At 71.6% G+C, this 25,066-nt stretch carries 20 protein-coding genes and 1 riboswitch; of the genes, 7 read left to right on the top strand and 13 right to left on the bottom strand.

Features of this window, described 5'->3' with window-relative positions:
- Positions 1–195 precede the first annotated feature (195 nt).
- Positions 196–369 carry a hypothetical protein gene (locus ABII15_RS29025; RefSeq protein ID WP_353945209.1) on the top strand — a complete coding sequence of 58 codons (174 nt, stop codon included), beginning with the start codon at positions 196–198 and terminating at the stop codon, positions 367–369.
- A gap of 85 nt (positions 370–454) precedes the next feature.
- Here the strand turns inward: ABII15_RS29025 and ABII15_RS29020 are convergent, their stop codons facing one another.
- Complete coding sequence (locus tag ABII15_RS29020; RefSeq protein WP_353945208.1) at positions 455–1,252, bottom strand: inositol monophosphatase family protein; 798 nt, start codon at positions 1,250–1,252, stop codon at positions 455–457.
- 10 nt (positions 1,253–1,262) lie between these two features.
- Positions 1,263–2,402, bottom strand: coding sequence for a ferrochelatase (locus tag ABII15_RS29015; RefSeq protein ID WP_353945207.1), 1,140 nt, complete (start codon positions 2,400–2,402; stop codon positions 1,263–1,265).
- A gap of 165 nt (positions 2,403–2,567) precedes the next feature.
- Between ABII15_RS29015 and ABII15_RS29010 the strand changes: the two genes are divergently transcribed.
- Positions 2,568–3,821 carry an MFS transporter gene (locus tag ABII15_RS29010; protein WP_353945206.1) on the top strand — a complete coding sequence of 418 codons (1,254 nt, stop codon included), beginning with the start codon at positions 2,568–2,570 and terminating at the stop codon, positions 3,819–3,821.
- On the top strand, positions 3,772–5,100 hold the full coding sequence (locus ABII15_RS29005) for a D-arabinono-1,4-lactone oxidase (RefSeq protein WP_353945205.1): 1,329 nt from the start codon (positions 3,772–3,774) through the stop codon (positions 5,098–5,100). Before ABII15_RS29010 ends, ABII15_RS29005 begins: the two co-directional genes overlap by 50 nt.
- A 6-nt stretch (positions 5,101–5,106) precedes the next feature.
- Here the strand turns inward: ABII15_RS29005 and ABII15_RS29000 are convergent, their stop codons facing one another.
- Positions 5,107–6,384 (bottom strand): hypothetical protein, encoded by a 1,278-nt coding sequence (locus ABII15_RS29000; RefSeq protein ID WP_353945204.1) that lies wholly within the window; start codon positions 6,382–6,384, stop codon positions 5,107–5,109.
- Positions 6,385–6,906: 522 nt separating this feature from the next.
- Between ABII15_RS29000 and sepH the strand changes: the two genes are divergently transcribed.
- Positions 6,907–7,977: a septation protein SepH gene (gene sepH / locus ABII15_RS28995; RefSeq protein WP_353945203.1), complete on the top strand. Its 1,071-nt coding sequence runs from the start codon at positions 6,907–6,909 to the stop codon at positions 7,975–7,977.
- A gap of 87 nt (positions 7,978–8,064) precedes the next feature.
- On the opposite strand, the gene ABII15_RS28990 is transcribed toward sepH, so the two are convergent.
- Positions 8,065–8,922, bottom strand: coding sequence for a sulfurtransferase (locus ABII15_RS28990; RefSeq protein ID WP_353945202.1), 858 nt, complete (start codon positions 8,920–8,922; stop codon positions 8,065–8,067).
- Between the two features lie 283 nt (positions 8,923–9,205).
- On the opposite strand from ABII15_RS28990, the gene ABII15_RS28985 reads away from it, so the two are divergent.
- Positions 9,206–9,982: a VOC family protein gene (locus tag ABII15_RS28985; protein ID WP_353945201.1), complete on the top strand. Its 777-nt coding sequence runs from the start codon at positions 9,206–9,208 to the stop codon at positions 9,980–9,982.
- Between the two features lie 37 nt (positions 9,983–10,019).
- Here ABII15_RS28985 and ABII15_RS28980 read toward each other — a convergent pair whose 3' ends face one another.
- From ABII15_RS28980 to ABII15_RS28965, 4 genes are all read right to left on the bottom strand, one after another.
- On the bottom strand, positions 10,020–10,670 hold the full coding sequence (locus tag ABII15_RS28980) for a thymidine kinase (protein WP_353945200.1): 651 nt from the start codon (positions 10,668–10,670) through the stop codon (positions 10,020–10,022).
- A 61-nt stretch (positions 10,671–10,731) separates the two neighbouring features.
- Positions 10,732–11,919, bottom strand: coding sequence for a nucleotide pyrophosphatase/phosphodiesterase family protein (locus ABII15_RS28975; protein WP_353945199.1), 1,188 nt, complete (start codon positions 11,917–11,919; stop codon positions 10,732–10,734).
- A complete protein-coding gene (locus ABII15_RS28970) occupies positions 11,919–12,506 on the bottom strand; it encodes a DUF5998 family protein (RefSeq protein ID WP_353945198.1) in 588 nt (195 codons plus the stop codon). Before ABII15_RS28970 ends, ABII15_RS28975 begins: the two co-directional genes overlap by 1 nt.
- A gap of 95 nt (positions 12,507–12,601) precedes the next feature.
- Positions 12,602–15,409, bottom strand: coding sequence for a GNAT family N-acetyltransferase (locus ABII15_RS28965; protein WP_353945197.1), 2,808 nt, complete (start codon positions 15,407–15,409; stop codon positions 12,602–12,604).
- Between the two features lie 198 nt (positions 15,410–15,607).
- Between ABII15_RS28965 and ABII15_RS28960 the strand changes: the two genes are divergently transcribed.
- The gene (locus ABII15_RS28960; protein ID WP_073755402.1) at positions 15,608–15,889 is read left to right on the top strand and encodes an HPr family phosphocarrier protein; all 282 of its coding nucleotides are present in this window, start codon (positions 15,608–15,610) and stop codon (positions 15,887–15,889) included.
- Between the two features lie 225 nt (positions 15,890–16,114).
- Here the strand turns inward: ABII15_RS28960 and ABII15_RS28955 are convergent, their stop codons facing one another.
- The 4 genes from ABII15_RS28955 to ABII15_RS28940 form a co-directional block, all read right to left on the bottom strand.
- Positions 16,115–16,801 carry a GntR family transcriptional regulator gene (locus tag ABII15_RS28955; RefSeq protein ID WP_353945196.1) on the bottom strand — a complete coding sequence of 229 codons (687 nt, stop codon included), beginning with the start codon at positions 16,799–16,801 and terminating at the stop codon, positions 16,115–16,117.
- A gap of 233 nt (positions 16,802–17,034) precedes the next feature.
- On the bottom strand, positions 17,035–17,823 hold the full coding sequence (locus ABII15_RS28950) for a M23 family metallopeptidase (RefSeq protein WP_353945195.1): 789 nt from the start codon (positions 17,821–17,823) through the stop codon (positions 17,035–17,037).
- Between the two features lie 12 nt (positions 17,824–17,835).
- Positions 17,836–17,994: riboswitch (cyclic di-AMP (ydaO/yuaA leader) on the bottom strand.
- A 253-nt stretch (positions 17,995–18,247) separates the two neighbouring features.
- A complete protein-coding gene (locus ABII15_RS28945; RefSeq protein WP_353947238.1) occupies positions 18,248–19,615 on the bottom strand; it encodes a pitrilysin family protein in 1,368 nt (455 codons plus the stop codon).
- A gap of 17 nt (positions 19,616–19,632) precedes the next feature.
- Positions 19,633–20,982 (bottom strand): pitrilysin family protein, encoded by a 1,350-nt coding sequence (locus ABII15_RS28940; protein ID WP_353945194.1) that lies wholly within the window; start codon positions 20,980–20,982, stop codon positions 19,633–19,635.
- A gap of 253 nt (positions 20,983–21,235) precedes the next feature.
- Here ABII15_RS28940 and ABII15_RS28935 point away from each other — a divergent pair, with 253 nt between their 5' ends.
- On the top strand, positions 21,236–23,701 hold the full coding sequence (locus tag ABII15_RS28935) for a DNA topoisomerase IV subunit A (protein WP_353945193.1): 2,466 nt from the start codon (positions 21,236–21,238) through the stop codon (positions 23,699–23,701).
- Here the strand turns inward: ABII15_RS28935 and ABII15_RS28930 are convergent.
- Positions 23,698–24,759 (bottom strand): GTP-binding protein, encoded by a 1,062-nt coding sequence (locus ABII15_RS28930; RefSeq protein ID WP_353945192.1) that lies wholly within the window; start codon positions 24,757–24,759, stop codon positions 23,698–23,700. The two genes, ABII15_RS28935 and ABII15_RS28930, sit on opposite strands and share 4 nt — an antisense overlap.
- Positions 24,760–25,066 lie beyond the last annotated feature (307 nt).

Below are 25,066 nucleotides of genomic sequence, written 5' to 3'. Positions count from 1 at the left end.
TCTCGCCGGGTTGAGGTTTCTGCGGAAGGGCTCGCGGGGAGGACGGAGCTACACCCGCGATCACGCTTTGTATGTGGCGTGCCACGAGCCGCTGTCGAGTCCGCTTCCCGCAGGGCGGCCCGATACGTGATCGCCCCTTCCACAGGGCACACCCCCGTGCCACCGACCCACGACCCAGGACGAGGGGGCGCAACCATGGACGCATTCACCGCAGGCCTGCTGCAGCGCATAAAGGCGGCCGAAACCGACCTGACGCTGGCGCGTGAGACCGGCGACGACTTCCTCGCCGAGGTCGAGCAGGGCGAGCTGGACGATCTCCACCGTCTCGCCGCCGAGCACGGCGTGGAGATTCACGCCTCGACCGTCTGACGCACCGCACCCGCACCGCGCACAGGGAAGGGCCCCGGCGCCTGGATCGATCCAGGCAGGCGCCGGGGCCCTTCCGCGTGTGCGGTCAGTCGTGCCAGGCGCCGAGCTCCTCCAGCCGGTTCTGGAGCGCCTCGAAGAGTCCGGGCGGGGCGGCGACGGTCAGCTCGCCCGACAGGGCGTCGCCGGGGCGGCCGCCGGTGCGGGCGCCCGCCTCGCGCGCGATGAGGTCACCGGCCGCGAAGTCCCAGGGGTTCAGGCCCCGCTCGTAGTACGCGTCGAGGCGGCCGAGGGCCACGTCGCACAGGTCGATGGCGGCCGAGCCACCGCGCCGGATGTCCCGGACGCTCGGCACCAACTCCCGTACGACTTCCGCCTGATGAGCCCGGCGCTGCGCCAGGTAGCCGAAACCGGTACCGACCAGTGCCTGCTCGAAGGGCGGTGCCGGGCGCACGCGCACGGGCTCGTCGTTCACGAACGCTCCGCCGCCGAGGACGGCGCGGTAGGTCTCGCCGCGCATCGGTGCCGCGACGACGCCGACGAGCGTCTCGCCGTCCTTGCGGGCCGCGATGGAGACGGACCATTCGGGGCGCCCGTACAGGTAGTTGACCGTGCCGTCGATGGGATCGATCACCCACTCGACGCCGCTGGTGCCCTCCGTGGCGGCGCCCTCCTCGCCGAGCACGCCGTCGTCGGGGCGGCGCTCGGCCAGGAAGTCCGTGATCAGCTTCTCGGAGGCGATGTCCATCTCGGTGACCACGTCGACGGCGCTCGTCTTGGTGGCGGCGACGCCGAGGTCGGCCGGGCGGCCGTCACGCAGGAAGACGCCCGCGCGGGCGGCCGCCTCCAGGGCGACGTCGAGCAGCTCTGCCTTCAGATCGGTCACAGCGGTGTCCTTACGCGTACGGGCTGTCGGCGCCCGCGGCCGCGGGCTTGGGGGCGCGGGTCGGGCAGCAGCCCACCGGGCAGAGGTCGTGGCTCGGGGCGAGCGCGCCGAGTGCGCAGCGTGTGACGTTCCTGCCGCTCTCGGTGGCGGCGCGCTCCAGGATCAGCTCCCGGACGGCGGTGGCGAAGCGCGGGTCGGCGCCGACGGTGGCGGAGCGGCGCACCGGCAGGCCGATCTCCGCGGCCTTGTCCGTGGCCTCCGTGTCGAGGTCGTACAGGACCTCCATGTGGTCCGAGACGAAGCCGATGGGCGCCATGACGACGGCCGGCGCCCCGGCTTCCTTGCGCTCCTCGAGGTGGTCGCAGATGTCGGGCTCGAGCCACGGGATGTGGGGGGCGCCGGACCGCGACTGGTAGACGAGCTGCCAGGGGTGGTCGACGCCGGTCTCCTCGCGCACCGCGTCGGCGATCAGCCGCGCGACGTCCAGGTGCTGCTTCACGTACGCGCCACCGTCACCGTGGTCGTCGACGGGCCCGGAGGTGTCGGCCGCGGCGGTCGGGATGGAGTGCGTGGTGAAGGCGAGGTGGGCGCCGTCACGCACGTCCTCGGGGAGATCGGCGAGCGACTTCAGGACGCCGTCGACCATGGGCCGCACGAAGCCGGGATGGTTGAAGTAGTGCCGCAGCTTGTCGATCCTCGGGAGTTCGAGCCCCTCGGCCTCCAGGGCGGCCAGCGACTCCGCCAGGTTCTCGCGGTACTGACGGCAGCCCGAGTACGAGGCGTACGCGCTGGTGGCGAGAACGAGGATGCGGCGGTGGCCGTCGGTGACCATCTCGCGCAGGGTGTCGGTCAGGTAGGGCGCCCAGTTCCTGTTGCCCCAGTAGACCGGCAGGTCGAGGCCGTGCTCGGCGAAGTCCTTGCGCAGGGCGTCGAGCAGCGCCCTGTTCTGGTCGTTGATCGGGCTGACCCCGCCGAACAGGAAATAGTGCTGCCCGACTTCCTTGAGCCGTTCCTTGGGGATACCGCGGCCCCTCGTCACGTTCTCCAGGAACGGGACGACGTCGTCGGGACCCTCCGGGCCTCCGAAGGAGAGCAGGAGCAGGGCGTCGTACGGGCGGGCATCGAGGCTGGCAACGTGCGCTTCTGGCATGTGTTCGATCCTGCCACCCGTCACTGACAGGCGGAAAACTGCCATGCCGGTCGAACTCTGACACGCGTAAGCTGTTTGAGCCGCGTTCACGCCTTACCAGTTACGCCCCGTACCGTGCCGAGCCGCCCTCGGGCGCGCCCGGGTGCCCGCCCGACCGGAGTCGCTTTGCCCAGCCCCTACCGCGCCATTTTCGCCCTGCCCGGCACCAAGAGCTTCTCCGTCGCCGGGTTCCTGGGCCGGATGCCCCTCTCGATGATGGGCATCGGGATCGTGACGATGGTCTCGCAGCTGACCGGGCGGTACGGCCTCGCGGGCGCGCTGTCGGCGACGGTGGCGCTGTCCGCCGCCGCGATCGGGCCGCAGATCTCCCGTCTCGTCGACCAGCACGGCCAGCGGCGCGTACTGCGTCCGGCCACCCTCGTCTCGCTCGTCGCGGTCGCGGGGATGCTGCTGTGCGCGAAGTACGAGGCGCCGGACTGGACGCTGTTCGTGAGTGCCGCGTTCATCGGCTGCGTGCCGAGCGTCGGGTCGATGATCAGGGCCCGGTGGGCGGTGCTGTACCGGGAGACCCCGCGGTCGCTGCACACGGCGTACTCCTTCGAGTCCGTGATCGACGAGGTGTGCTTCATCTTCGGGCCGATCATCTCGATCGGGCTGTCCACGGCGTGGTTCCCGGAGGCGGGGCCGCTGCTCGCGGGCTGCTTCCTCGCGGTCGGCGTCTTCTGGCTGACCGGCCAGCGCGCCACGGAGCCGCTGCCGCATCCGCGGACCCATGAGAGCTCGGGATCGGCGCTCCGCTCACGCGGGTTGCAGGTTCTGGTGGCCACGTTCATCGCCACAGGCGCGATCTTCGGCTCCATCGACGTGGTGACGGTGGCCTTCGCGGAGGACCAGGGGCACAAGTCGATGGCCAGCCTCGTGCTCGCCGTGTACGCGGCCGGCTCCTGCGTCGCGGGAGCGGTGTTCGGCCTGCTGCACTTCAGCGGTGCCCCCGCGCGCAGGTGGGTGGTGGGGGTCTGCGTGATGGCCGTGAGTATGATCCCCCTCCAACTGGTCGGGAACCTGTCACTCCTGGCCGTGGCGCTCTTCGTAGCGGGCCTGACCGTCGCTCCCACGATGATCACGACGATGGCCCTCGTCGAGCAGCACGTACCGCGCGCGAAGCTGACCGAGGGCATGACCTGGGTGAGCACCGGACTGACGGCCGGTGTCGCGCTCGGCTCGTCCGTGTCCGGCTGGGTGATCGACGCCGCCGGCGCGAAGGCCGGGTACGGGGTGCCGGGAGTCTCCGGCGCCGTCGCGGTCCTGGTCGCGTTCCTGGGGTACCGCCGGCTGAAGCAGCCGGTTCCGCAGCGGGGAGGAACAACCGATGAGCACGGCGCAGACGGGCAGCAGCAAGAGCGGCGCAGCGTGGCGTAACTGGGCGGGGACCGTCGTCTCGCGTCCCGTGCGCGAGGTGACGCCCGCCTCGGTCGAGGAACTGACCGCGGCGGTGCGCGGGGCCGCGGAGGACGGGCTGAAGGTGAAGGCCGTCGGCACGGGCCACTCCTTCACGGCCGCGGCGGCGACCGACGGTGTGTTGATCCGCCCTCAACTGTTGACGGGCATACGGAACATCGATCGTGACAAGGGCACTGTCACGGTCGAGGCCGGCACTCCGCTGAAGCGGCTCAACATGGCCCTGGCCCGCGAGGGCCTGTCGCTCACGAACATGGGCGACATCATGGAGCAGACCGTCTCCGGCGCCACGAGCACCGGCACGCACGGCACGGGCCGCGACTCGGCCTCCATCGCCGCGCAGATCAAGGGACTCGAGCTGGTCACGGCGGCGGGCGAGCTGATCACCTGCTCCGAGAAGGAGAACCCGGAGATCTTCGCGGCCGCCCGGATCGGCTTGGGCGCCCTCGGCATCGTCACCGCGATCACCTTCGCCGTGGAGCCGGTCTTCCTGCTCACCGCGCGCGAGGAGCCGATGAGCTTCGACAAGGTGCTCGCGGACTTCGACGAACTGCACGCCGAGAACGAGCACTTCGAGTTCTACTGGTTCCCGCACACCGGCAGCTGCAACACCAAGCGCAACAACCGCAGCGCGGGCCCCGAGGCGCCGGTCTCGGCGGTCAGCAGCCTGTGGGAGGACGAGATCCTCTCCAACGGTCTCTTCCAGGTGGTCAATTCGATCGGCCGGGCCGTGCCCGCCACGATCCCGACGATCGCCAAGATCTCCAGCAAGGCGCTCTCCGCCCGGACGTACACCGACATCCCCTACAAGGTCTTCACATCTCCGCGCCGGGTGCGCTTCGTGGAGATGGAGTACGCGGTTCCGCGTGAAGCCCTCGTGGCGACGCTGCGCGAGCTGAAGTCCATGGTGGACGGCTCGGACCTGCGGGTCAGCTTCCCGGTGGAGGTCCGCACCGCCCCTGCGGACGACATCGCGCTGTCCACGGCGTCGGGCCGGGACAGCGCCTACATCGCCGTCCACATGTACAAGGGCACCCCGTACCAGCGGTACTTCACCGCGGCCGAGCGGATCTTCACCGCCCACGAGGGCCGCCCGCACTGGGGCAAGGTGCACACCCGGGACGCCGAGTACTTCGCGCAGGCCTACCCGCGCTTCGGCGAGTTCACGGCCCTGCGCGACCGCCTGGACCCGGACCGCCTGTTCGGCAACGCCTACCTGCGCCGGGTCCTCGGCGACTGACCCGGCCTACTCCCCCGGCGTCTGTGCGCCGGTGTCGCTGGTGGCACCGGTGTCCGAGCCCGTGCTCTGCGACGGGGTCGGCGTGGGCGTCGGGGTGGACGTCGCGCCGTCGTCACCGGTGTCCGAGCCGTTGTCGGATCCGTTGTCAGAACCGTTGTCCGTGTCGCCTCCCGTGCCGGAGTCGCTGCTTCCGCTGGGCGTCGGCGTAGGGCTGGCACTCCCGCCCGTGGACGAGCCGTCGCCGTTCTGCGTAGCGCCGTCCGTACCGGTGCTGCCGCCGTCGGAGGGTTCCTGCGAGGTGCCGGGCGTCGGGTCGCCGCCCCCGCCGGACGACTTGTTGTGCCCCTTGAAGGCGTCACCGATCGTGGTGTCGCCGCCGCCGCTGAAGCTGTGGCCGCTCACCAGCTCGTACGTCGTGATGCCGCCCATGGTGACGCCGAAGACGACGGCCGCGGCGATCAACGGCCGCTTCCAGCTCTTGACACGGGTGCGGTGCACCGTGCCCTCGGTGAACTCCTCGTCGCCCTCGCCCGGGACCGGAGCCCCTCCGGGCTCCTCGCCCACGACCCGCAGCAGGCGCGTGGCCTCGTCGACGCCGTCGGCGCCGATGAGCTGCGTCTTGTCCGGGTCGGCGGCGCGGGCCGTGCCCAGCACGCACGTGTGGTCGTCCTCCACCGTCGCGCCGGAGCCGGTGCCGACACCTGTACCGGTGTCGGCGAGCAGGTCGGCCACCGCGCCGGTGTCGAGCAACTGCGTCCCGTCGAGGTCCGGCGCCGCGCCGCCGGACACCTGCGGGAGCACGGTGGTCTCGTCGGCGTCCGGGGCGCCGGCGGTGTCCGCCGGATCCGTCCTGCCCCACGTGGTGGTGGTCGGCGCGGTCGGCATCGCGCTCACGGCGGGCCGTGCCGCCGGCGGGTGCTCGCCCGTGACCATCGCGGTCGTGGCGTCCATCGAGGCGTCCGAACGGAACGTACGCGGCACGGGACGCCCTTGGGCCGTCATCGGGACCTGCCGCCCCTTGGGCTTGGCGGTCACGGCGACGTCGCGTATCTGCTCGCCCGTGCGCCGGAAGAAGTGCTGGAAGACCGTGCCGCCACAGGTCGCGAGGGCGCTGACCACACCGGCGCCCAGGATCGTCCCGTAGACACCGAAGCTGGAGGCGAGCTTCGCGGCCACGACGGCGGCGACCGCACTGCCCGCCACCTGGGGCACGCTCAGATCCAGCCGCTTCTTCTCCTTGGGCTCGCCCTGATCGTCCTTGGAGTTTTCCGGCTTCTCGCCCATCTCCTGACCTAGCCTGCCCTTCTCGACATCTACGACTGATTCGTACAGAAGTTCCCGAGGTTACGCGAACTACTTGTGTCGTATGAGAGAGGGACGTACATGAGGAGCGCACAGTTCCAGTTCCGGAGATTTCGTGAAGCACGCCACGCACATTCCCCACGAACGGGACGCTCCAGGCGGCTGCCCCGTACTCAACTCCCCACCACCGTGAGAAGTTGAGCGGCGTGCCGATCCACGCAAGTGGCCCGAATGGAGTACTGTTGCGAGCCCTGGGTCCGGTCTCCCGGCAGGGTGCACCGGGGCCTTCCAGGACCGCCGGGAGGGGGCTCGTTGCACAGGGTGACAGACTCGGTCACTTAGCGTTGCGAACAAGTAACCGTGCCATAACGGCGATCTTGGGTCCACGCCCGACACGCCGGGCAACTCGGCAAGGTTGTGGCAGGCTGCACCCGGGCAGGCCACACTCGACTAGCGGAAGCAGCGACGCACGTGACGTCGGCAGGCACCACCCGGGAGGTCCCCATGCCCGAACTGCGTGTCGTGGCCGTCTCTAACGACGGCACACGGCTGGTGCTGAAGGCTGCGGACAGCACGGAGTACACGCTTCCGATCGACGAGCGCCTCCGGGCCGCCGTGCGCGGCGACCGTCCGCGTCTCGGCCAGATCGAGATCGAGGTGGAGAGCCACCTCCGCCCGCGTGACATCCAGGCGCGCATACGAGCAGGAGCCTCCGCCGAGGAGGTCGCCCAGCTCGCAGGCATTCCGGTCGACCGCGTACGCCGTTTCGAGGGCCCCGTGCTCGCGGAGCGTGCGTTCATGGCCGAGCGGGCCAGGAAGACTCCCGTGCGCCGTCCCGGCGAGAACACCGGCCCTCAGCTCGGCGAGGCGGTGCAGGAGCGACTCCTGCTGCGCGGCGCCGACAAGGAAACCGTCCAGTGGGACTCCTGGCGCCGCGACGACGGCACCTGGGAAGTCCTGCTCGTCTACCGGGTCGCGGGCGAACCGCACTCGGCGAGCTGGACCTACGACCCGCCCCGCAGGCTCGTCCAGGCCGTGGACGACGAGGCGCGCTCGCTGATCGGCGAGTCCGACGACATCGGTGCGCCCGAACCCACGTTCCCGTTCGTGCCTCGTATCGCGCGGCTGCCGCGGGACCGGCCGCTGGACCGCGCCCTGGACCGGCAGCTGGAGCGTCCCGCCCCGCCGCCGGAGCCGTCCGCCGAGGAGAACCTGCCGGCGATCGCCTCCTCCTCGGAGCGCGACTCGCTGACCAGCCTGCTGGAGGCGGTACCGAGCTACCGCGGCGACATCGTGGTGCCCGATCGTCCGACGGCGGCTCCCGAGCCGCAGGAGGAGCCGGAGCCGCCCGCGGCCGCGGAGCTGGAGGAGCCGCCCGCGCCCGCCGCGTCGGCCGGAGCAGGAGCGGCCTATGCGGACGTGCTGATGCCGCGCTCCGTCGCGGGCCACCGGGACCGCCTCACCGGCACCACCGACCGTCAGGCCGAGGCCGACGGGGTGCGCCCCGGACGCCGGGCCGCCGTGCCGAGTTGGGACGAGATCGTCTTCGGCACCCGCCGCAAGAAGCAGGAGTAGCGGGAGCGGCAGGAGCAGCACCCAGATGTACGCGGTCGGGGCCCGGGATGTTCACACACCCGGGCCCCGATGTCGTCTCCGCGACGGTTACTGCGGGTCGGGGCCCGTCGCCACCGGGCGGGCCGTGTCCGCCGACCACTGCGACCACGAACCGACGTACAGCTGCGCGTCGATCCCGGCGACGGCGAGCGCCAGGACCTCGTGGGCGCCCGAGACGCCGGAGCCGCAGTAGACGCCGACCTGACCGGGATCACCGGTCGCGCCGAGCGACGTGAAGCGCTCGGCTAGGTCGGCGGCGGGGCGGAAGCGGCCGTCGTCCGTGACGTTCTCCGTGGTCGGGGCCGACACCGCGCCCGGGATGTGGCCGCCGACCCGGTCGATGGGCTCCACGTCGCCCCGGTAGCGCTCGGCGGCGCGGGCGTCCAGGAGCAGTCCGGAGCGGGCCAGCGCGGCCGCCTCGTCCGCGTCGAGGAGTCCGGTGGCACCGGGTGCAGGGTCGAAGGTGCCGGGGTGCGGCGCGGGGCTCGCGGTCTCCGTGGGGCCCTCCCAGGCGGGCAGACCGCCGTCGAGGACCCGTACCGACGGATGCCCCGTCCAGCGCAGCAGCCACCAGGCGCGAGCCGCCGCCCAGCCCTGTCCGCCGTCGTACACGACCACGTCGCGGTCCGCCGACACGCCCGCCGCCCGCATGGCGGCACCGAACACCGCGAGGTCCGGCAAGGGGTGCCTGCCCGCCTCGGGGCCCGCCTTCCCGGCCAGCTCCTGGTTTAGGTCGACAAAGACCGCGCCGGGGATGTGACCTGCCGCGTAAGCGGCGCGGCCGTCGAATTCCGGGGCCCCGGCGGCTTTCGCGAGGCTGAGCTGCCAGCGGATGTCGAGCACGACGGGCGGTCGCTCCCCCGCCAACTCGCTCGCAAGTTCGGATGCGGTGATGATGGCATTCATGTGGGCCATCCTTGCTCATGCTCTGGCCCGAGCGCCCGCGTTCGGATAGCGTGCTCGATCGACTACACAGCGTCGACCGGCCGGTCACGGTCGGGTCATGGCGCGGCAGCCGCACGCGACACACCGTTCCGGGCGTCCTCGGCGAGGAGCCCGGAGGTTTCGGCGCGGTCGGGGAGCGCCGCGCGGCACGCAGTGCCACCATCGACACGGGCGCGATGCGACGCGTGGGCCCGATGCGAGGGCCCGTGGGTTCTGGTCCGAGAAGTCCGAGGAGAGAGTGACGATGACCGAGGCAGCAGCCCGGCGCGTGCCCGGCACCCCTTGCTGGGTGAGCCTGATGGTGCACGACATGGCGGCGACCCAGGACTTCTACGGGGCGCTGTTCGGCTGGGAGTTCAGGCCGGGCCCGCAGCAGCTCGGCCCCTATGTGCGGGCCCTGCTCGGCGGCGCGGAGGTGGCCGGCATCGGTCAGCTGCCGCCCGATCGGCAGCTGCCGATCGCCTGGACGCCGTACCTGGCCGCGGAGGACGTGGACGTGACGGCCGAGTCGGTGCGGCACTGCGGCGGCACGGTGGGCGTCGGCCCGCTGGACGCCGGCGAGGCGGGCCGGATGGCGATCGCCTCCGACCCGGTGGGCGCGGTGTTCGGGCTCTGGCAGGCGGCCTCGCACCTGGGCATGGCGGTGACCGGCGTGCCCGGCTCGGTGGTGTGGAACGAACTGGTGACGCGGGAGACCGCGAGCGTCGCCAAGTTCTACCAGGCGGTCTTCGGGTACACCGAAGAGGCCGTGGTCTCCGCCGACTTCGACCATCTGGCGCTGTGCCTGGCGGACCGGCCGGTGGCGTCCGTGCAGGGCGTGGGGCACGCTCTGCCCCGTGATCGCGGCTCGCACTGGATGACGTACTTCGAGACCGGCGATGTCGACGAGGCCGTGGAGCGGGTCGCCGATCTGGGCGGGCACGTGGTCCGGCCGCCGCGCGAGGGCTCGCACGGGCGGGTGGCCACGGTGGCGGATCCGGAGGGCGCGCGGTTCGCGCTCGTGGCGTCGCGGGAGGACTGATCCCGGCGCGGGGCGGATGGTCGCGGGCGGCGGGGCCTCAGGCCGGGGCGACCGGCAGCACGTCGGGCGAGAGCGCGGCGGCCCGCGCGCCCGCGCTCGTCATCCGGCGCCGGTGGTGGCGGCGGCACAGCACCTCGTAGCCGATGCGGTCCTCGGTCTGGTTGACGTCGCCGACGACGACCTGGGCGCCCTCGACCACCATCTCCCCGTTGACGGTGCGGGCGTTGTGGGTGGCGCGTGCTCCGCACCAGCACAGCGCCTCGACCTGGAGCACCTCGACGCGGTCGGCGAGTTCGACCAGGCGCTGTGAGCCGGGGAACAGCTTGGAGCGGAAGTCGGTCGTGATGCCGAAGGCGTAGACGTCGAGTTCGAGGTCGTCGACGATCCGGGCGAGCTGGTCGATCTGGCCGGGAGCGAGGAACTGCGCCTCGTCGGCGATCACGTAGTCCACCTTGCCGCCTTGGGAGAGGTGGTCGACGACGTACGCGTACACGTCCAGGTCGTCGGCGACCTCCACGGCGTCGGTGACCAGGCCGAGGCGCGAGGAGAGCTTTCCCTCGCCGGCCCGGTCGTCCCGGGTGAAGATCATGCCCTGGAGGCCGCGGGCGGAGCGGTTGTGCTCGATCTGCAGAGCCAGGGTGCTCTTTCCGCAGTCCATCGTTCCGGAGAAGAACACCAGCTCGGGCATGGGAGGTCGAGCACCTTTCGGGTCGTGCGACGGGAGGGACGGCTGGGGTGGCTGTGGGGGGTCAGGAGCGTGCTTCGAGGAGCGGTACGAGCTGTTCCGCCGGGGTCATGGAGCCGTGGTTGCCCACCATCAGGGACTCGTTCGGCTCGCTCTGCGAGGCGATGATGAGCACGTCGTCGCGGGCGGCGGCGATGACGTCGCCGAGCCGGTCGTACACCCGCTGGTCGACGTGCGGCCCGAACCAGCCGGCGGCGATCGCCTCGTCGCGGCTCGCGATCCAGAACTGCTCGCCGAGGACCTCGCGCCAGACGGCGAGGACGTCGCCCTGGGCACCGGGCACGGCGTAGACATGGCGGGCGCGGCCCTCGCCGCCGAGCAGGGCGACGCCCGCGCCCAGCTCCCAGTCCTCGTCGAAGTCGATCCGGGACTGCTCGTCGAAGGGGATGTCGACCATGCCGTGGTCGGCGGTGACGTACAGCGCGCTGCGCGGCGGCAGTTGCTCGGCGAGGCGCTGGGCGAGCCGGTCGACGTACATCAACTGTCCGCGCCACGGGTCGGAGTCGAGGCCGAAGCGGTGCCCCTTGCCGTCGACCTCGCTGTAGTACGTGTAGACCAACGACCGGTCCCCCGCCGCCAGTTGCTCGGCGGCCAGGTCCATGCGGTCCTCGCCGGAGAGCCGGCCGTAGAACGTGCCGCCGCTCAGCGCGATCTTCGTGAGGGGGGTCGATTCGAAGGTGGGGGCGGAGACCTGGGCGGTGTGCACGCCCGCGTCGTGGGCGCGCTGGAAGACCGTGGGGTAGGGCTGCCAGGTCTTCGGCTTCGTCCACGGCTTCCAGCGGAGCTGGTTCATCAGCTGCCCGGTCTCCGGATTGCGGACCGTGTAGCCGGGCAGGCCGTGGGCGCCGGGCGGCAGTCCGGTGCCGACCGAGGCGAGGGAGGTCGCGGTGGTCGCCGGATAGCCGGCGGTGATCGGGCGGCCCGTGCCGCCGCGCGAGGACGCTATGAGCGAGTGGAGGAACGGCGCCTCGTCGGGGTGTGCCTTCAGCTGCTCCCAGCCGAGCCCGTCGATCAGGAAGACGCAGGCCCGGTCGACCGGGGCCAGCTCGGCGATGGCCGGAGCGCAGTCGGGGACGCCGAGGTGGGCGCCGAGGGTGGGCAGCAGGTCCGCGAGGGATCCGGTGCCGTAAGCCGGGACGGGAGCGGTGTGGACGGGCAGCAGCTCTACGTCGTCCCAGGCGGCCTGCGTCATCAGCGTCCCGCGTCCGCCGTGGCCTCGGACAGGGACTGGGCGAAGGCGAGGGCCTGGCGCACGGTCTCCGGACCGTCGCCGGCCTCGCTGACGCGCAGGCTCAGGTCGTCCGCCGTCGAGCTGCCCGTGTAGCCGTGGTCGGCATCGCAGTTGGGATCGCCGCAGGCGGCGGGCTCCAGGTCGAGGCGGGAGACGGCGCCCCAGCCGATGGTGAGGACGACTTCGCGGGGCAGGGTGCCGGGGACGTACTTCTCCGGATTGGCGACGACGCGGCTGAGCACGACCGAGGAGATCCGGTCGAGCTTGACCGATTCGGTGGACGTCGTGGCGTACGGCGTCGGGGAGGTGGTGTCGGCGGCCTGCTCGTCGGTGTGGCTCACGATGAAACGGGTGTCGGTCAGGACCAGGACGGTGACATGACGACGGACCTCGTTCGCGTCGAACGTGGTCTCCTGGTGGACGAGGTACGACGAGATCGGCTCGCCGCCGACCGCGGCCTCCACCGCCTCGGCCACGAGGGCCGGGTAGTAGCCGCTGCGCTCGATCGCCGCTCGCAGCCCTTGGGTCGTCGTACTGGTCTTGGCCATGAGGTCCATCCTAAGGCCCGGGAAGAGGCTGCCGATGCGCCTGTGGATAACTCTCCGTGAGGGCATTTCGCTGCATTGCCGGGGACGTGAGCGGGTCAGTAGGCGCTGGGCAGAGTGCGCGGGCCCAGGTCGTCGCGGGCGGGCGGGGGCGCGAGCCGGACGGAGGCGCCGAGCACGGTCAGTCCGGACTGGGCGACCACGACCGGTTCGAGCGTGACGCCGACGACCTCGGGGTGGTCGTCGACGAGCCGGGACACCCGCTGGAGCAGTTCCTCCAGGGCGGGTGTGTCGACGGGGGCGGCGCCGCGCCAGCCGAACAGGATCGGCGCCGTCTTGATCGAACGGACGACCGCCTGGGCGTCGCGGTCGGTCACCGGGATCAGGCGGTGCGCGGTGTCGCCGAGCAGTTCGGACGGGGCGCCGGCCAGGCCGAAGGAGAGCACGGCCCCGGCGGCCGGGTCGATGACGGCGCGGACGACGGTGTCGACGCCGCGCGGCGCCATGGCCTGGACGACCGGCCGCAGTTCGGCGGGCCTGCCGAGCCGGTCGGTGAGGTCCTCGTAGGCACGGCGCAGGTCGTCCTCGTCGGCGAGGTCGAGGCGGACGCCGCCGAGGTCCGCGCGGTGGCGCAGGTGCGGGGCGGTCGTCTTCAGCGCCACCGGGTAGCCGAGCGCGCGGGCGGCCTCGGCGGCGCGGTCGGCGTCGGGCGCGGGCAGGGTCGGGCGGACGTCGATCCCGTAGAGGGAGAGCAGTTCCCTGGCGTCCTCGGGGGCGAGGTCCGTGCCGCGCGGGTCGTCCTCCTTGGCGAGCAGCCCGGTGATCAGGGCGGCTGCGGCCTGTTCGTCGACGCGGTCGTACTCGGGCACCTTGCCGGGCTCCGCCGCGTCGCGCCGCCACTGCGCGTACTTGGCGGCCTCGGAGAGGGCGCGGACGGCGCGCTCGGCCGCGGGGTAGGCGGGGATGAGGCGCGGGGTGCCCTCCGGGGTCCCGGCGGTCGCGGGCGTCGGCCGGGAGGGGGCGTTGGGTCCGGTGCTGGTCGCGGCGGACAGCGCCTCGGCGAGGCCGCCGAGCTCGACGTGGACGACGAGCACGGTCTTGGTGGGGGCGGTGGCCGCGGCCGCGCTCAGGGCGGCGGCGAGCTCGGCGTCCTCGGTCGGGTCCTCCCCCACCACCGGCATCGCGGTGACGACGACGGCGTCGGTCTTGTCGTCGGCCAGTGCCTCTTCCAGGGCGGCCCGGAAGTCCGCCGCGGAGGCCTGGGTGGTGAGGTCGCGGGGGGTTTTGGGCCGCAGCCCCTCGGAGAGCGCGACGTCGTAGGTGAGCAGGCCGAGCGACTCCGAGTTGCCCAGGATGGCGACGCGCGGGCCCGCGGGCAGCGGCTGGCGTGCCAGCAGGAGGCCCGCGTCGACGAGTTCGGTGATCGTGTCGACGCGGATGACACCCGCCTGGCGCAGCAGGGCGGAGACGGTGGCGTAGGGCAGACGGGTGGCGCGGACGGCGTGCCCGGTCGGCGCGATGCCGCTGTGCCGGGCTCCCTGCACGACCACCAGCGGTTTGGCGGCCGCCGTGCGCCGGGCGAGGCGGGTGAACTTGCGCGGGTTGCCTATCGATTCCAGGTACATCAGGGCGACATCGGTGTCCGCGTCGTCGTACCAGTACTGCAGGACATCGTTGCCGGACACGTCGGCGCGGTTGCCCGCCGAGACGAACGTGGAGACGCCGGTGACACCGGTGACACCGCCTCCCCTGCGGTGCAGCCGGGCCAGCAGGGCGATGCCGATGGCGCCGGACTGGGCGAACAGGCCGATGCGTCCGGCGCGGGGCATCTCGGGGGCGAGCGAGGCGTTGAGCCGTACGTCGGGGGCGGTGTTGACGACCCCGAAGGCGTTCGGCCCGATGATGCGCATCCCGTAGGAGCGTGCCTGGCGGACGAGTTCGCGCTGGCGCTCGCGGCCCTCGGGGCCGCTCTCGGCGTACCCGGCGGACACGACGACCAGGCCCTGCACGCCGCGCGCGCCGCATTCGGCGACGACCTCGGGCACGTACGGCGCGGGCACGGCGACGACGGCCAGGTCCACGGGCTCGGCGGGGTCGATGTCCTGCACGGAGCGATGGGCGGGGACGCCGTCGACCTCGGTGAGGTCGGCGGGGAAGGCCTTGTTCACGGCGTAGAGGCGGCCGGTGAATCCGGCGGCCTTGAGGTTGCCGAGCACGCTGAGGCCCACTCCTCCGGCCGTGCGTCCCACGCCGATCACTGCGACGGAGCCGGGGGCGAGCAGGCGCTGTACCGAGCGGGCCTCGGCGCGCTGCTCGCGCGCGTGCTGCACGGCGAGGGACGCCTCGGTGGGCTCGATGTCGAACTCCAGGCGGACGACGCCGTCCTCGAAGCTGCGCTTCTGGGTGTATCCGGCATCCCGGAACACCTTGATCATCTTGGTGTTGGCGGGCAGCACCTCGGCGGCGAAGCGGCGGATGCTCCGCTCACGCGCGACGGCCGCGATGTGCTCCAGGAGGGCGGACGCGACACCGCGCCCCTGGTGGGCGTCCTGCACCAGGAAGGCGACCTCGGCCTCGTCGGCCGGGGCGGAGGCAGGCATCCCCTGCGCGTTGATCCGGTCGTAGCGGACCGTCGCGATGAACTCGCCGCCCACGGTGGCCGCGAGGCCGACCCGGTCGACGTAGTCGTGATGGGTGAAGCGGTGCACGTCCTTGGCGGACAGCCGCGGGTAGGGCGCGAAGAAGCGGTAGTACTTCGACTCGTCCGAGACCTGCTCGTAGAAGCTGGTCAGCCGCTCGGCGTCCTCCGTGGTGATGGGCCTGATCCGGGCGGTGCCGCCGTCGCGCAGCACCACGTCGGCCTCCCAGTGGGCGGGGTAGGCGTGCCGGTCCGACGGGATCTCCATGCCGCAAGGGTAGGGCCGACCACGGCCTGTGGAGGGGGTGCGTGCCGTCGTGTCACGGGTCGCGGCCCGCGCGCGTGAGAGGCAGGCTGAGGAAGGCCGGAGGCCGTGCGCGTACGGGACGCTGGTTCGCGTCGAGCACGGGCCACGGTGTGTGAGAATGGTCTAGACAACTGTGAGACACCTGAAGGGCAGCATCACATGGCTGAGCGCCGCGTCAACGTCGGCTGGGCCGAGGGCCTCCACGCCCGTCCCGCCTCCATCTTCGTCCGCGCGGCCACGGCGGCCGGCGTCCCCGTGACGATCGCCAAGGCCGACGGCAACCCCGTCAACGCCGCCTCCATGCTCGCGGTGCTGGGCCTGGGTGCCCAGGGCGGCGAGGAGATCGTCCTGGCCTCCGACGCCGAGGGCGCGGACGCCGCGCTCGACCGGCTGGCCAAGCTGGTCGCCGAGGGCCTCGACGAGCTGCCCGAGACCGTCTGACCCACCTCGTCCTTCGACGGAGCCGCGCGTTTCCCCACGGAGCGCGCGGCTCCGTCGTTTTTGTCGCGACGGCACCGCACACCCATTCCAGCGCTCACCGGAATTGACGCACGGCGTAAAGGCAGGGGAAATCAGCCGCACCGAATGCGGCACAAAAAAGGGCAGCGGAAAACAGGCCGCAGCCCATTCCGCGAATAGCGCACTTCTTTGTATACGGCTTCCCTGTTAATACTGGAGCCCCGCCGTGTTTACGGGATGTTGCGAAGTCCTCACACGCTCGCCCGCGCGCGGGACGCGCAGTCGGTGGGCCGCTGTCGCGCGCTCGGTGTGCTGGGCCGTCAGGGCGCGGGCCCGCTCGGCGTCGCCGCGGGCCACGGCGTCGACGATGGCGCCGTGCTCGGACCAGGACTCGGCCGGCCGGCCCGGCGTCTCGACCGCGTACATCCAGGCGATCTTGTGCCGCAGCTGGGTGAGCAGGGTGATCAGACCGGGACTGCCGGAGGCCTGGGCGAGCGTCTCGTGGAACCAGCCGCCCAGCGAGCGCAGGTCCTCGTTCTGCCCTCGCCTGGAGCGCTCCTGACCCAGCCTGACCAGGCCGCGCAGCACCTTGAGGTGGGCCTCGGTGCGGCGCTGGGCCGCACGGGCCGCGCCCAGCGGTTCGAGCAGCATGCGAATCTCCAGGAGGTCGGCGGCCTCCTGCTCGGTGGGCTCGGCGACGCACGCGCCCGCGTGCCGCCGCGTGACGACGAACCCTTCCGCTTCCAGGGTGCGCAGCGCCTCACGGACCGGGACGCGCGAGACGCCGTAGCGCCGCGCGAGCAGTTCCTCGGTGAGTCTGCCGCCGCGCTCGTAGACACCCGCGACGATGTCGTCGCGGATCGCCGTGCATACCGAGTGCGCGGGAATGCGCATGACCCGACCTCCGCCTTAATCCCCGCGAAACGCGGTCGATTGACGCCCGTACAAGCGCGATTGACATCGAGTCAGCGCGCTTGCCCGATGACTCTATTCCACCGCGCTTGAATTTCCGACGGCGGGCCGGAATCCAGGGATATTTTTTGGACACCGGCGGGCTGCTCAGGACAGGCGACGCGAAAGCCCCGGCTCGGTGAGCCGGGGCTTTCGGGCGGTACCGCGGAGGTGCGTCAGACGTTCACGCCGTGCGAGCGCAGGTACGCGACGGGGTCGATGTCCGAGCCGTAGTCGGGGCCGGTGCGGGCCTCGAAGTGGAGGTGCGGGCCCGTCGCGTTGCCGGTGGCACCGGAGAGGGCTATCTGCTGACCCGGGGTGACCGACTGGCCGACGGAGACCCCGATGGACGACAGGTGACCGTACTGGGTGTACGTGCCGTCGTTCATCTTGATGACGATGTTGTTGCCGTAGGCGCCGCCCCAGCCGGCCTCGACGACGGTGCCGGAGCCGACCGCGTGCACCGCGGTGCCGGTGGCCGCGTGGAAGTCGATGCCCGTGTGGCTGCCGGAGGACCACAGGCCGCTGCTGGCCTTGTAGGCGGTGGAGACGTACGAGCCGGAGACGGGCGCCACGAAGGAGTTGAGGCGCTTGCGCTCGGCCTCGCGGGCGGCGCGCTCCTTGGCCTCGCGCTCCTTCTTGGCCTTCTCCTCGGCCTTGCGCTTGGCCTCCTCGGCCCGCTTCTTGGCCTCGGCCTCCGCCTTCTTCTTCGCGGCGGCCGCGTCGGCGGCCTTCTTCTGGGCCGCGGCCTGGGCGTCGATCCGGTCGGCGAGGGAGTCGCCGATGGAGAGGGCCTGCGACAAGTTGTTCTGTTCCGGGGCCGCGGTGTCCGCGGCGAGCGCGGGGGCGGCGAGGCCACCGACGACACCGGTCGTGGTGAGCGCGGCGACACTCGCGACCTGTGCGGTGGTACGGGTGATACGGCTCGGACGACGGTGCTTCCCGGTGGCACGGGTGAACGCCATGTGGAGGCTGATCCTTTCCTTCCCTCTCGCCTACCGGGTTAGCTGACGGGTTCGGAGCAGGAAGGTCTCCTACGGGCGCTCCTTGCGGGAGGAGCCCGATTCACCCCAGGGACTGCGGTGGGTCCCCGGCTCCCCTGGCTCGCGCCATGGGGGACTCGGCGATGACTGCCCGGTGACGCGGGCGCGGCACTGGTGCGGCGGACAGCCGGACCGACGCTAAGCGGGACATCTTTTAATCAACAAACGGATCCCGGCTTTTGTCGCGCATGCCACAGGGCAGACAGGCAACCTCCGCACGATTTCGGACATATGCGAAGCATGATGATCGCGTTTGCGCACGTGAGCGACATCACGGACATGACCGAGCCCCGGTGCCCTCGCGGGTCACCGGGGCTCCGGGGCCGGTTGCTCGGGAGCGTGCCGCTCAGCCGGCGACCACGGACACCTCGCCGATGCCGAGCGCCTTGACCGGCTCCTCGATCTGAGCGGCGTCACCCACGAGGATGGTCACCAGGCGGTCCGCCGGGAAGGCGTTCACGACCGCCGCCGTGGCCTCCACGGTGCCCGTGTCGGCGAGTTGGCGGTACAGGCGGGCCTGGAAGTCGTCGGGCAGGTGCTGCTCGACCTGGTCGGCGAGGGTGCCCGCGACGTTCGCGGCGGTCTCGAACTTGAGCGGGGCCACCCCCACCAGGTTCTGCACGGCCGTGTCCCGCTCGGCGTCCGTGAGGCCCTCCGCGGCCAGTGTGCGCAGCACCTTCCACAGGTCGTCGAGCGCGGGGCCGGTGTTCGGAGTGTCCACGGAACCGCTGATGGCGAGCATCGCGGCGCCCGTCCCGTCCGGCGCGGAGCGCAGCACCTGCGCGAAGGACCGCACCCCGTAGGTGTAGCCCTTCTCCTCGCGCAGGACCCGGTCGAGGCGCGACGTGAGGGTGCCGCCCAGGCAGTACGTGCCGAGGATCTGCGCGGCCCACACGCGGTCGTGCTTGTCGGGTCCGATGCGGCCGATGAGGAGCTGCGTCTGCACGGCGCCCGGGCGGTCCACGATGACGACGCGGCCGGTGTCGTCGGCCGTGACGGGCGGCACGGGGCGGGCCTGCGCGGTGTTCCCGGTCCAGGCGCCGAGCGTGTCGGCGAGCAGGCCGTCCAGGTCGACGCCGGTGAGGTCGCCCACCACCACGGCGGTGGCGGTGGCGGGGCGTACGTGCTTCTCGTAGAAGGCGCGCACGGCCGCCGCGTCGATGGCGGCGACGGTCTCCTCGCTGCCCTGGCGGGGACGCGACATGCGCGCCTCGGCCGGGAAGAGCTGCCTGGAGAGCTCCTTGGCGGCGCGCCGGGCCGGGCTGGCGCTCTCGTGCGGGATCTCGTCGAGCCGGTTGGCGACCAGGCGCTCGATCTCGCTGTCGGCGAAGGCGGGCGCCCGCAGGGCGTCGGCCAGCAGGGCGAGCCCCTTGGGGAGCCGGGAGACCGGCACTTCGAGGGAGACCCGGACGCCGGGGTGGTCGGCGTGCGCGTCCATGGTGGCACCGGCCCGCTCCAGCTCGGCCGCGAACTCCTCGGCGGAGTGCTTGTCGGTGCCCTCGTTGAAGGCCCGCGCCATGATCGTGGCGACGCCGTCGAGGCCCTGGGGCTCGGCCTCCAGGGGCGCCTCCAGATTGACCTCCACGGCGACGACCTGCTGGCCGGGGCGGTGGCAGTGCAGGACGGTGAGGCCGTTGTCGAGCGCGCCGCGCTGCGGGGCGGGGAACGCCCACGGCCTGGCCGCGCCGGGCTGCGGCTGCGGGTGGAAGTCCATGCTCGCGAGCTGCTCGGTCACTGGCCCGCCTCCTCGTCGTTCGCTGCGGTCTCGTCGTCGGCCTCGGCGGGAGCCGTGGGCTCGTACACCAGGACCGCGCGGTTGTCGGGCCGCAGGCGCGCCTTGGCGATCTCCTGGACCTCCTCGGCGGTCACGTCCAGGACCCGCCCCACGGCGGTGAGGGCGAGCTGCGGGTCGCCGAACAGCACCGCGTAGCGGCACAGTTCGTCGGCGCGGCCCGCGACGGTGCCGAGCCGGTCCAGCCACTCGCGCTCCAACTGGGCCTGCGCGCGCTCCATCTCCTCCGGGCTCGGGCCCTCCTCGGCGAACCGGGCCAGCTCCTCGTCGACGGCCGCCTCGATGACGGGCACCTCGACGTCCCCGGACGTCTTCACGTCCAGCCAGCCGAGGGAGGGCGCGCCGGCGAGCCGCAGCAGGCCGAAGCCGGCGGCGACCGCGGTGCGGTCGCGGCGCACGAGGCGGTTGTACAGGCGCGAGGACTCGCCGCCGCCGAGCACGGTCAGGGCGAGGTCGGCGGCGTCGCACGCGCGCGTGCCGTCCGCGGGGAGGCGGTAGGCGGCCATCAGGGCGCGGGCCGGCACCTCCTCCTCGACGACCTCGCGCAGCTGCTCGCCGATGACGTCCGGCAGGCCGCCGTCGCGCGGGGCGGGCTTGCCGTCGTGGGCGGGGATGGAGCCGAAGTACTTGTCGATCCAGGCGAGCGTCTGCTCGGGATCGATGTCGCCCACCACGGAGAGCACCGCGTTGTTGGGCGCGTAGTAGGTGCGGAAGAAGTTCCGCGCGTCCTCCAGGGTGGCGGCGTCCAGGTCGGCCATGGAGCCGATGGGCGTGTGGTGGTACGGGTGGCCCTCGGGGTACATGAGGGCAGTCAGCTTCTCGAAGGCGGTGCCGTACGGGACGTTGTCGTAGCGCTGCCGGCGCTCGTTCTTGACGACGTCGCGCTGGTTCTCCATCGACTCGTCGTCCAGGGCCGTCAGGAGCGAGCCCATGCGGTCGGCCTCCAGCCAGAGCGCCAGCTCCAGCTGGTGGGCGGGCATGGTCTCGAAGTAGTTCGTGCGCTCGAAGCTCGTCGTGCCGTTGAGCGAACCGCCCGCGCCCTGGACCAGCTCGAAGTGGCCGTTGCCCGACACCTGCTTCGAGCCCTGGAACATCAGGTGCTCGAAAAGGTGAGCCAGACCGGTACGGCCCTTGACCTCGTGGCGCGAGCCGACGTCGTACCAGAGGCAGACCGCCGCGACCGGGGTCAGGTGATCCTCGGAGAGCACCACGCGCAGGCCGTTGGCCAGCCGGTGCTCGGTCGCTGTCAGGCCGCCGGAACCGGCCTCGGCGGTGGCCGTGTGACCCATGGGCATGTACGTCCCTTCGATCGCGGAAAGTGCAGAAGTGCTGCCAGTCCTGCCACTGTATGCAAGCGTGCTGACCCCTGGCGAAGTTCCCGCCCGGGCTACGCCGTGAGCGCACACACGGCCCCCGCGAGCGCCCCGAACCGCGCGGTACGGACGGGTCGCGAGCAGCGTTGTCAGTGGCGCGGTCCACAATGGTCCGCAACAGTTCCCGTTTCATGTACCCGTTCATGTTGGTGAAGGAGCCGCAGCAGCGATGGCCCGCCGCAGCACGAAGACCCCGCGACCCGATGACGACGCTGCCTTCGAGGAGAGGATCCTCGACATCGACGTGGTCGACGAAATGCAGGGCTCCTACCTGGAGTACGCGTACTCGGTCATCTACTCCCGCGCCCTGCCCGACGCACGCGACGGGATGAAGCCCGTCCACCGCCGCATCGTCTACCAGATGAACGAGATGGGGCTGCGCCCCGAGCGCGGCTATGTGAAGTGCGCCCGCGTGGTCGGCGAGGTCATGGGTAAGTTGCACCCCCATGGCGACGCGTCGATCTACGACGCGCTGGTGCGTCTGGCCCAGCCGTTCTCCATGCGCGTCCCCCTCGTCGACGGACACGGCAACTTCGGCTCGCTGGGCAACGACGACCGTCCGGCCGCCATGAGGTACACCGAGTGCCGCCCGAACGCCGCCGCGGCCCTGATGACGGACTCGATCGACGAGAACACGGTCGACTTCGCGCCGAACTACGACGGCCAGGAGCAGGAGCCCCTGGTCCTCCCGGCGGCCTACCCGAACCTGCTGGTGAACGGCGCGTCGGGCATCGCGGTCGGCATGGCGACGAACATGCCGCCGCACAACCTGGGCGAAGTGATCGCCGCCGCGCGGCACTTGATCAAGCACCCGGGAGCGGACCTCGAGACGCTCATGAAGTTCGTGCCCGGGCCCGACCTGCCGACCGGCGGCCGGATCGTGGGCCTGTCCGGCATCAAGGACGCCTACGAGTCGGGGCGCGGCACCTTCAAGATCCGCGCGACGGTCGCGGTGGAGACCGTGACGGCGCGCCGCAAGGGCCTCGTCGTCACGGAACTGCCCTTCGCGGTCGGCCCCGAGAAGGTCATCACGAAGATCAAGGAACTGGTCGGGGCGAAGAAGCTCCAGGGCATCGCCGACGTCAAGGACCTCACCGACCGCGAGCACGGCCTGCGCCTGGTCATCGAGATCAAGAACGGCTTCGTGCCGGAGGCCGTCCTGGAGCAGCTCTACAAGCTGACGCCGATGGAGGAGTCCTTCGGCATCAACAATGTGGCGCTGGTCGACGGTCAGCCGCTCACCCTCGGCCTCAAGGAACTCCTCGAGGTCTACCTGGACCACCGTTTCACCGTGGTGCGCCGCCGCAGCGAGTTCCGCCGCAGCAAGAAGCAGGACCGGCTGCACCTGGTGGAGGGCCTGCTCGTCGCCCTGGTCGACATCGACGAGGTCATCCGCATCATCCGCTCCAGTGAGAACAGCGCGGAGGCCAAGGAGCGCCTCATCGAGCGGTTCTCGCTGAGCGAGATCCAGACGCAGTACATCCTGGACACGCCGCTGCGCAGGCTCACCAAGTTCGACCGCATCGAGCTGGACGCGGAGCGCGACAAGCTCAACGGCGAGATCGACGAGCTGACCGGGATCCTCGACTCGGACGCCGAGCTGCGCAAGCTGGTCTCCACCGAACTGGCCGCGGTGGCGAAGAAGTTCGGTTCCGACCGGCGCACGGTGCTCCTGGAGTCGGCGGGCACCCCGGTCGCCTCGGTGTCGCTGCAGGTGGCCGACGACCCGTGCCGCGTGCTGCTCTCCTCGACCGGCCTGCTGGCCCGTACGGCGAACGGCGGGGCGTTCGCCGAGGACGAGGACGCCAAGCGCGTCAAGCACGATCTGATCGTCTCCGCGGTGCCGGCCACGGCCCGCGGCGAGATCGGCGCGGTCACCTCCGAGGGCCGCCTGCTGCGGCTGAACGTGATCGATCTGCCGCAGCTCCCGGACACGGCCTCCGTGCCGAACCTGTCCGGTGGCGCGCCGATCTCCGAGTTCCTGTCCTCCCTGGAGGCCGACGAGAAGGTCGTCTGCCTGATGACGCTCGACGAGTCGTCACCGGGTCTGGCCATCGGCACCGAGCAGGGTGTGGTCAAGCGCGTCGTGCCGGACTATCCGGCCAACAAGGAGGAGCTGGAGGTCATCAGCCTCAAGGACGGTGACCGGATCGTGGGCGCGATCGAGCTGCGGACGGGCGAGGAGGATCTGGTCTTCGTCACGGACGACGCGCAGTTGCTGCGCTTCCAGGCGTCCATCGTGCGCCCGCAGGGACGTCCCGCGGGCGGCATGGCCGGGGTGAAGCTGGCGACCGGCGCGAAGGTCATCTCGTTCACCGCGGTCGATCCCGCGGTCGACGCGGTGGTGTTCACGGTGGCCGGTTCGCGCGGCACGCTCGACGACTCGGTGCAGACGACGGCGAAGCTGACGCCGTTCGACCAGTACCCGAGGAAGGGCCGCGCCACGGGCGGTGTGCGCTGCCAGCGGTTCCTGAAGGGCGAGGACTGCCTGAGCCTGGCCTGGGCCGGCCCGGCGCCCGCGCGCGCGGCGCAGAAGAACGGCACTCCGGCGGAGCTGCCCGAGATGGACCCGCGCCGCGACGGCTCGGGCGTCTCGCTGGCGAAGACGGTGGCCTCGGTGGCGGGGCCCGTCTAGAAGCCCTCTGTTTCCGTGTCCTGTACGTAGCGGAGAACGCCCCACATGCTGTGCTCGTCGGCAGTGTGCGGGGCGTCGCTCGTACAGGCGGCGAGTTCGCGGTCGAGCGCCTCCGTGTCGACACCCGCGCCGATGAGGACGAGCTGGGTCAGCCGCGGCGAGCCGTCGCCCGGCCACGGCTCCGGGTAGAAGCGCAGGAAACGCCCGACGGCGTGCACGGCGTACCGGTTGCGCGGATCGGCAGCGCCGAAGTCGACGTACCCCTTGATGCGGTAGAGCCCCTCGGACCGGCTGTCCAGGAAGGCCATCAGCCGGCGTGGGTCCATGGGCACCTCGGCGGTGAAGTCGACGCTCTCGTAGGCGTCGTGCAAATGTGCCGGCTCGGGGGTGTCGTGGCGGTGCAGGTCGTCGAACGACAGCTGCCCGATGCGTTCCTCGCCCGGCCGGCAGTCGAAGAGCATCTCCGGGTCGACACGCCCGTACGACGCGCTGACGACGGCCGCGCTCTCCGCCGCCGCCCGCACCGCGCCGAGCACCCGCTCCCGCTCCGCCTCGTCCACGCGGTCGCCCTTGTTCACGACGACGAGATCCGCGAGGCCCAGGTGGCGGGTCACCTCGGGGTGCTTCTCGCGGGTCGCGTCGAACTCGGCGGCGTCGACGACCTCGACCAGACCGCCGTAGACGATCCGCGGGTTCTCACTGGCGAGCACCATGCGCACCAGTTCCTGCGGTTCCGCGATCCCGCTGGCCTCGATCACGATGACGTCAATGGCGTGCACGTCATTGACGGGGCGGGTCAACTTGTCCAGATAGACGTCAAGTTCACTGGCGTCCACGGCGCAGCACAGACATCCGTTGCCGAGCGACACCGTCGAGTCGCCGAGTTGTCCGGCGACGGCCATCGCGTCGATCTCGATCGCCCCGAAGTCGTTGACGATCGCGCCGATCCGGGTACCGGCGCTGTGGTGGAGCAGATGGTTCAGGACCGTGGTCTTCCCCGAGCCGAGGAAGCCCGCCAGGACGACGACCGGGATCTGCGGCGGGTTCGCCTTGCTCAACGTGCGACCTCTCTCACTGACGGAACACCACCGGCCCGGTGGCCGGATCTCGTACGAAGGACAACCGGAGCCCCAGGATACGAGCGCGGGAAAGGTCGCCCGGTGAACGATTGCTCACGCCGATCGCCGGGAAGATGTCAGGACATGGCGCCGGTGTGTGCGACCCGAGCTTCCCTCCGTGCGCCTCCTCTCCGCCCCCCTGCCGATCAGAGCCGCTCGGCATCCTGGGAGGCGGCAAGCGCACCGCCCACCGCTCGCCGGTCCCTGTCTTGTCGACCCGCACCGACGACCGGCTCGCGGTCGCCTG

This window comes from Streptomyces sp. HUAS MG91 (assembly GCF_040529335.1).
In the GTDB taxonomy this organism is placed as follows: Bacteria; Actinomycetota; Actinomycetes; order Streptomycetales; family Streptomycetaceae; genus Streptomyces; species Streptomyces tabacisoli.
The sequence above is the reverse complement of the archived record's forward strand: the minus strand, read 5'-3'. Positions and strand labels throughout refer to the sequence as shown.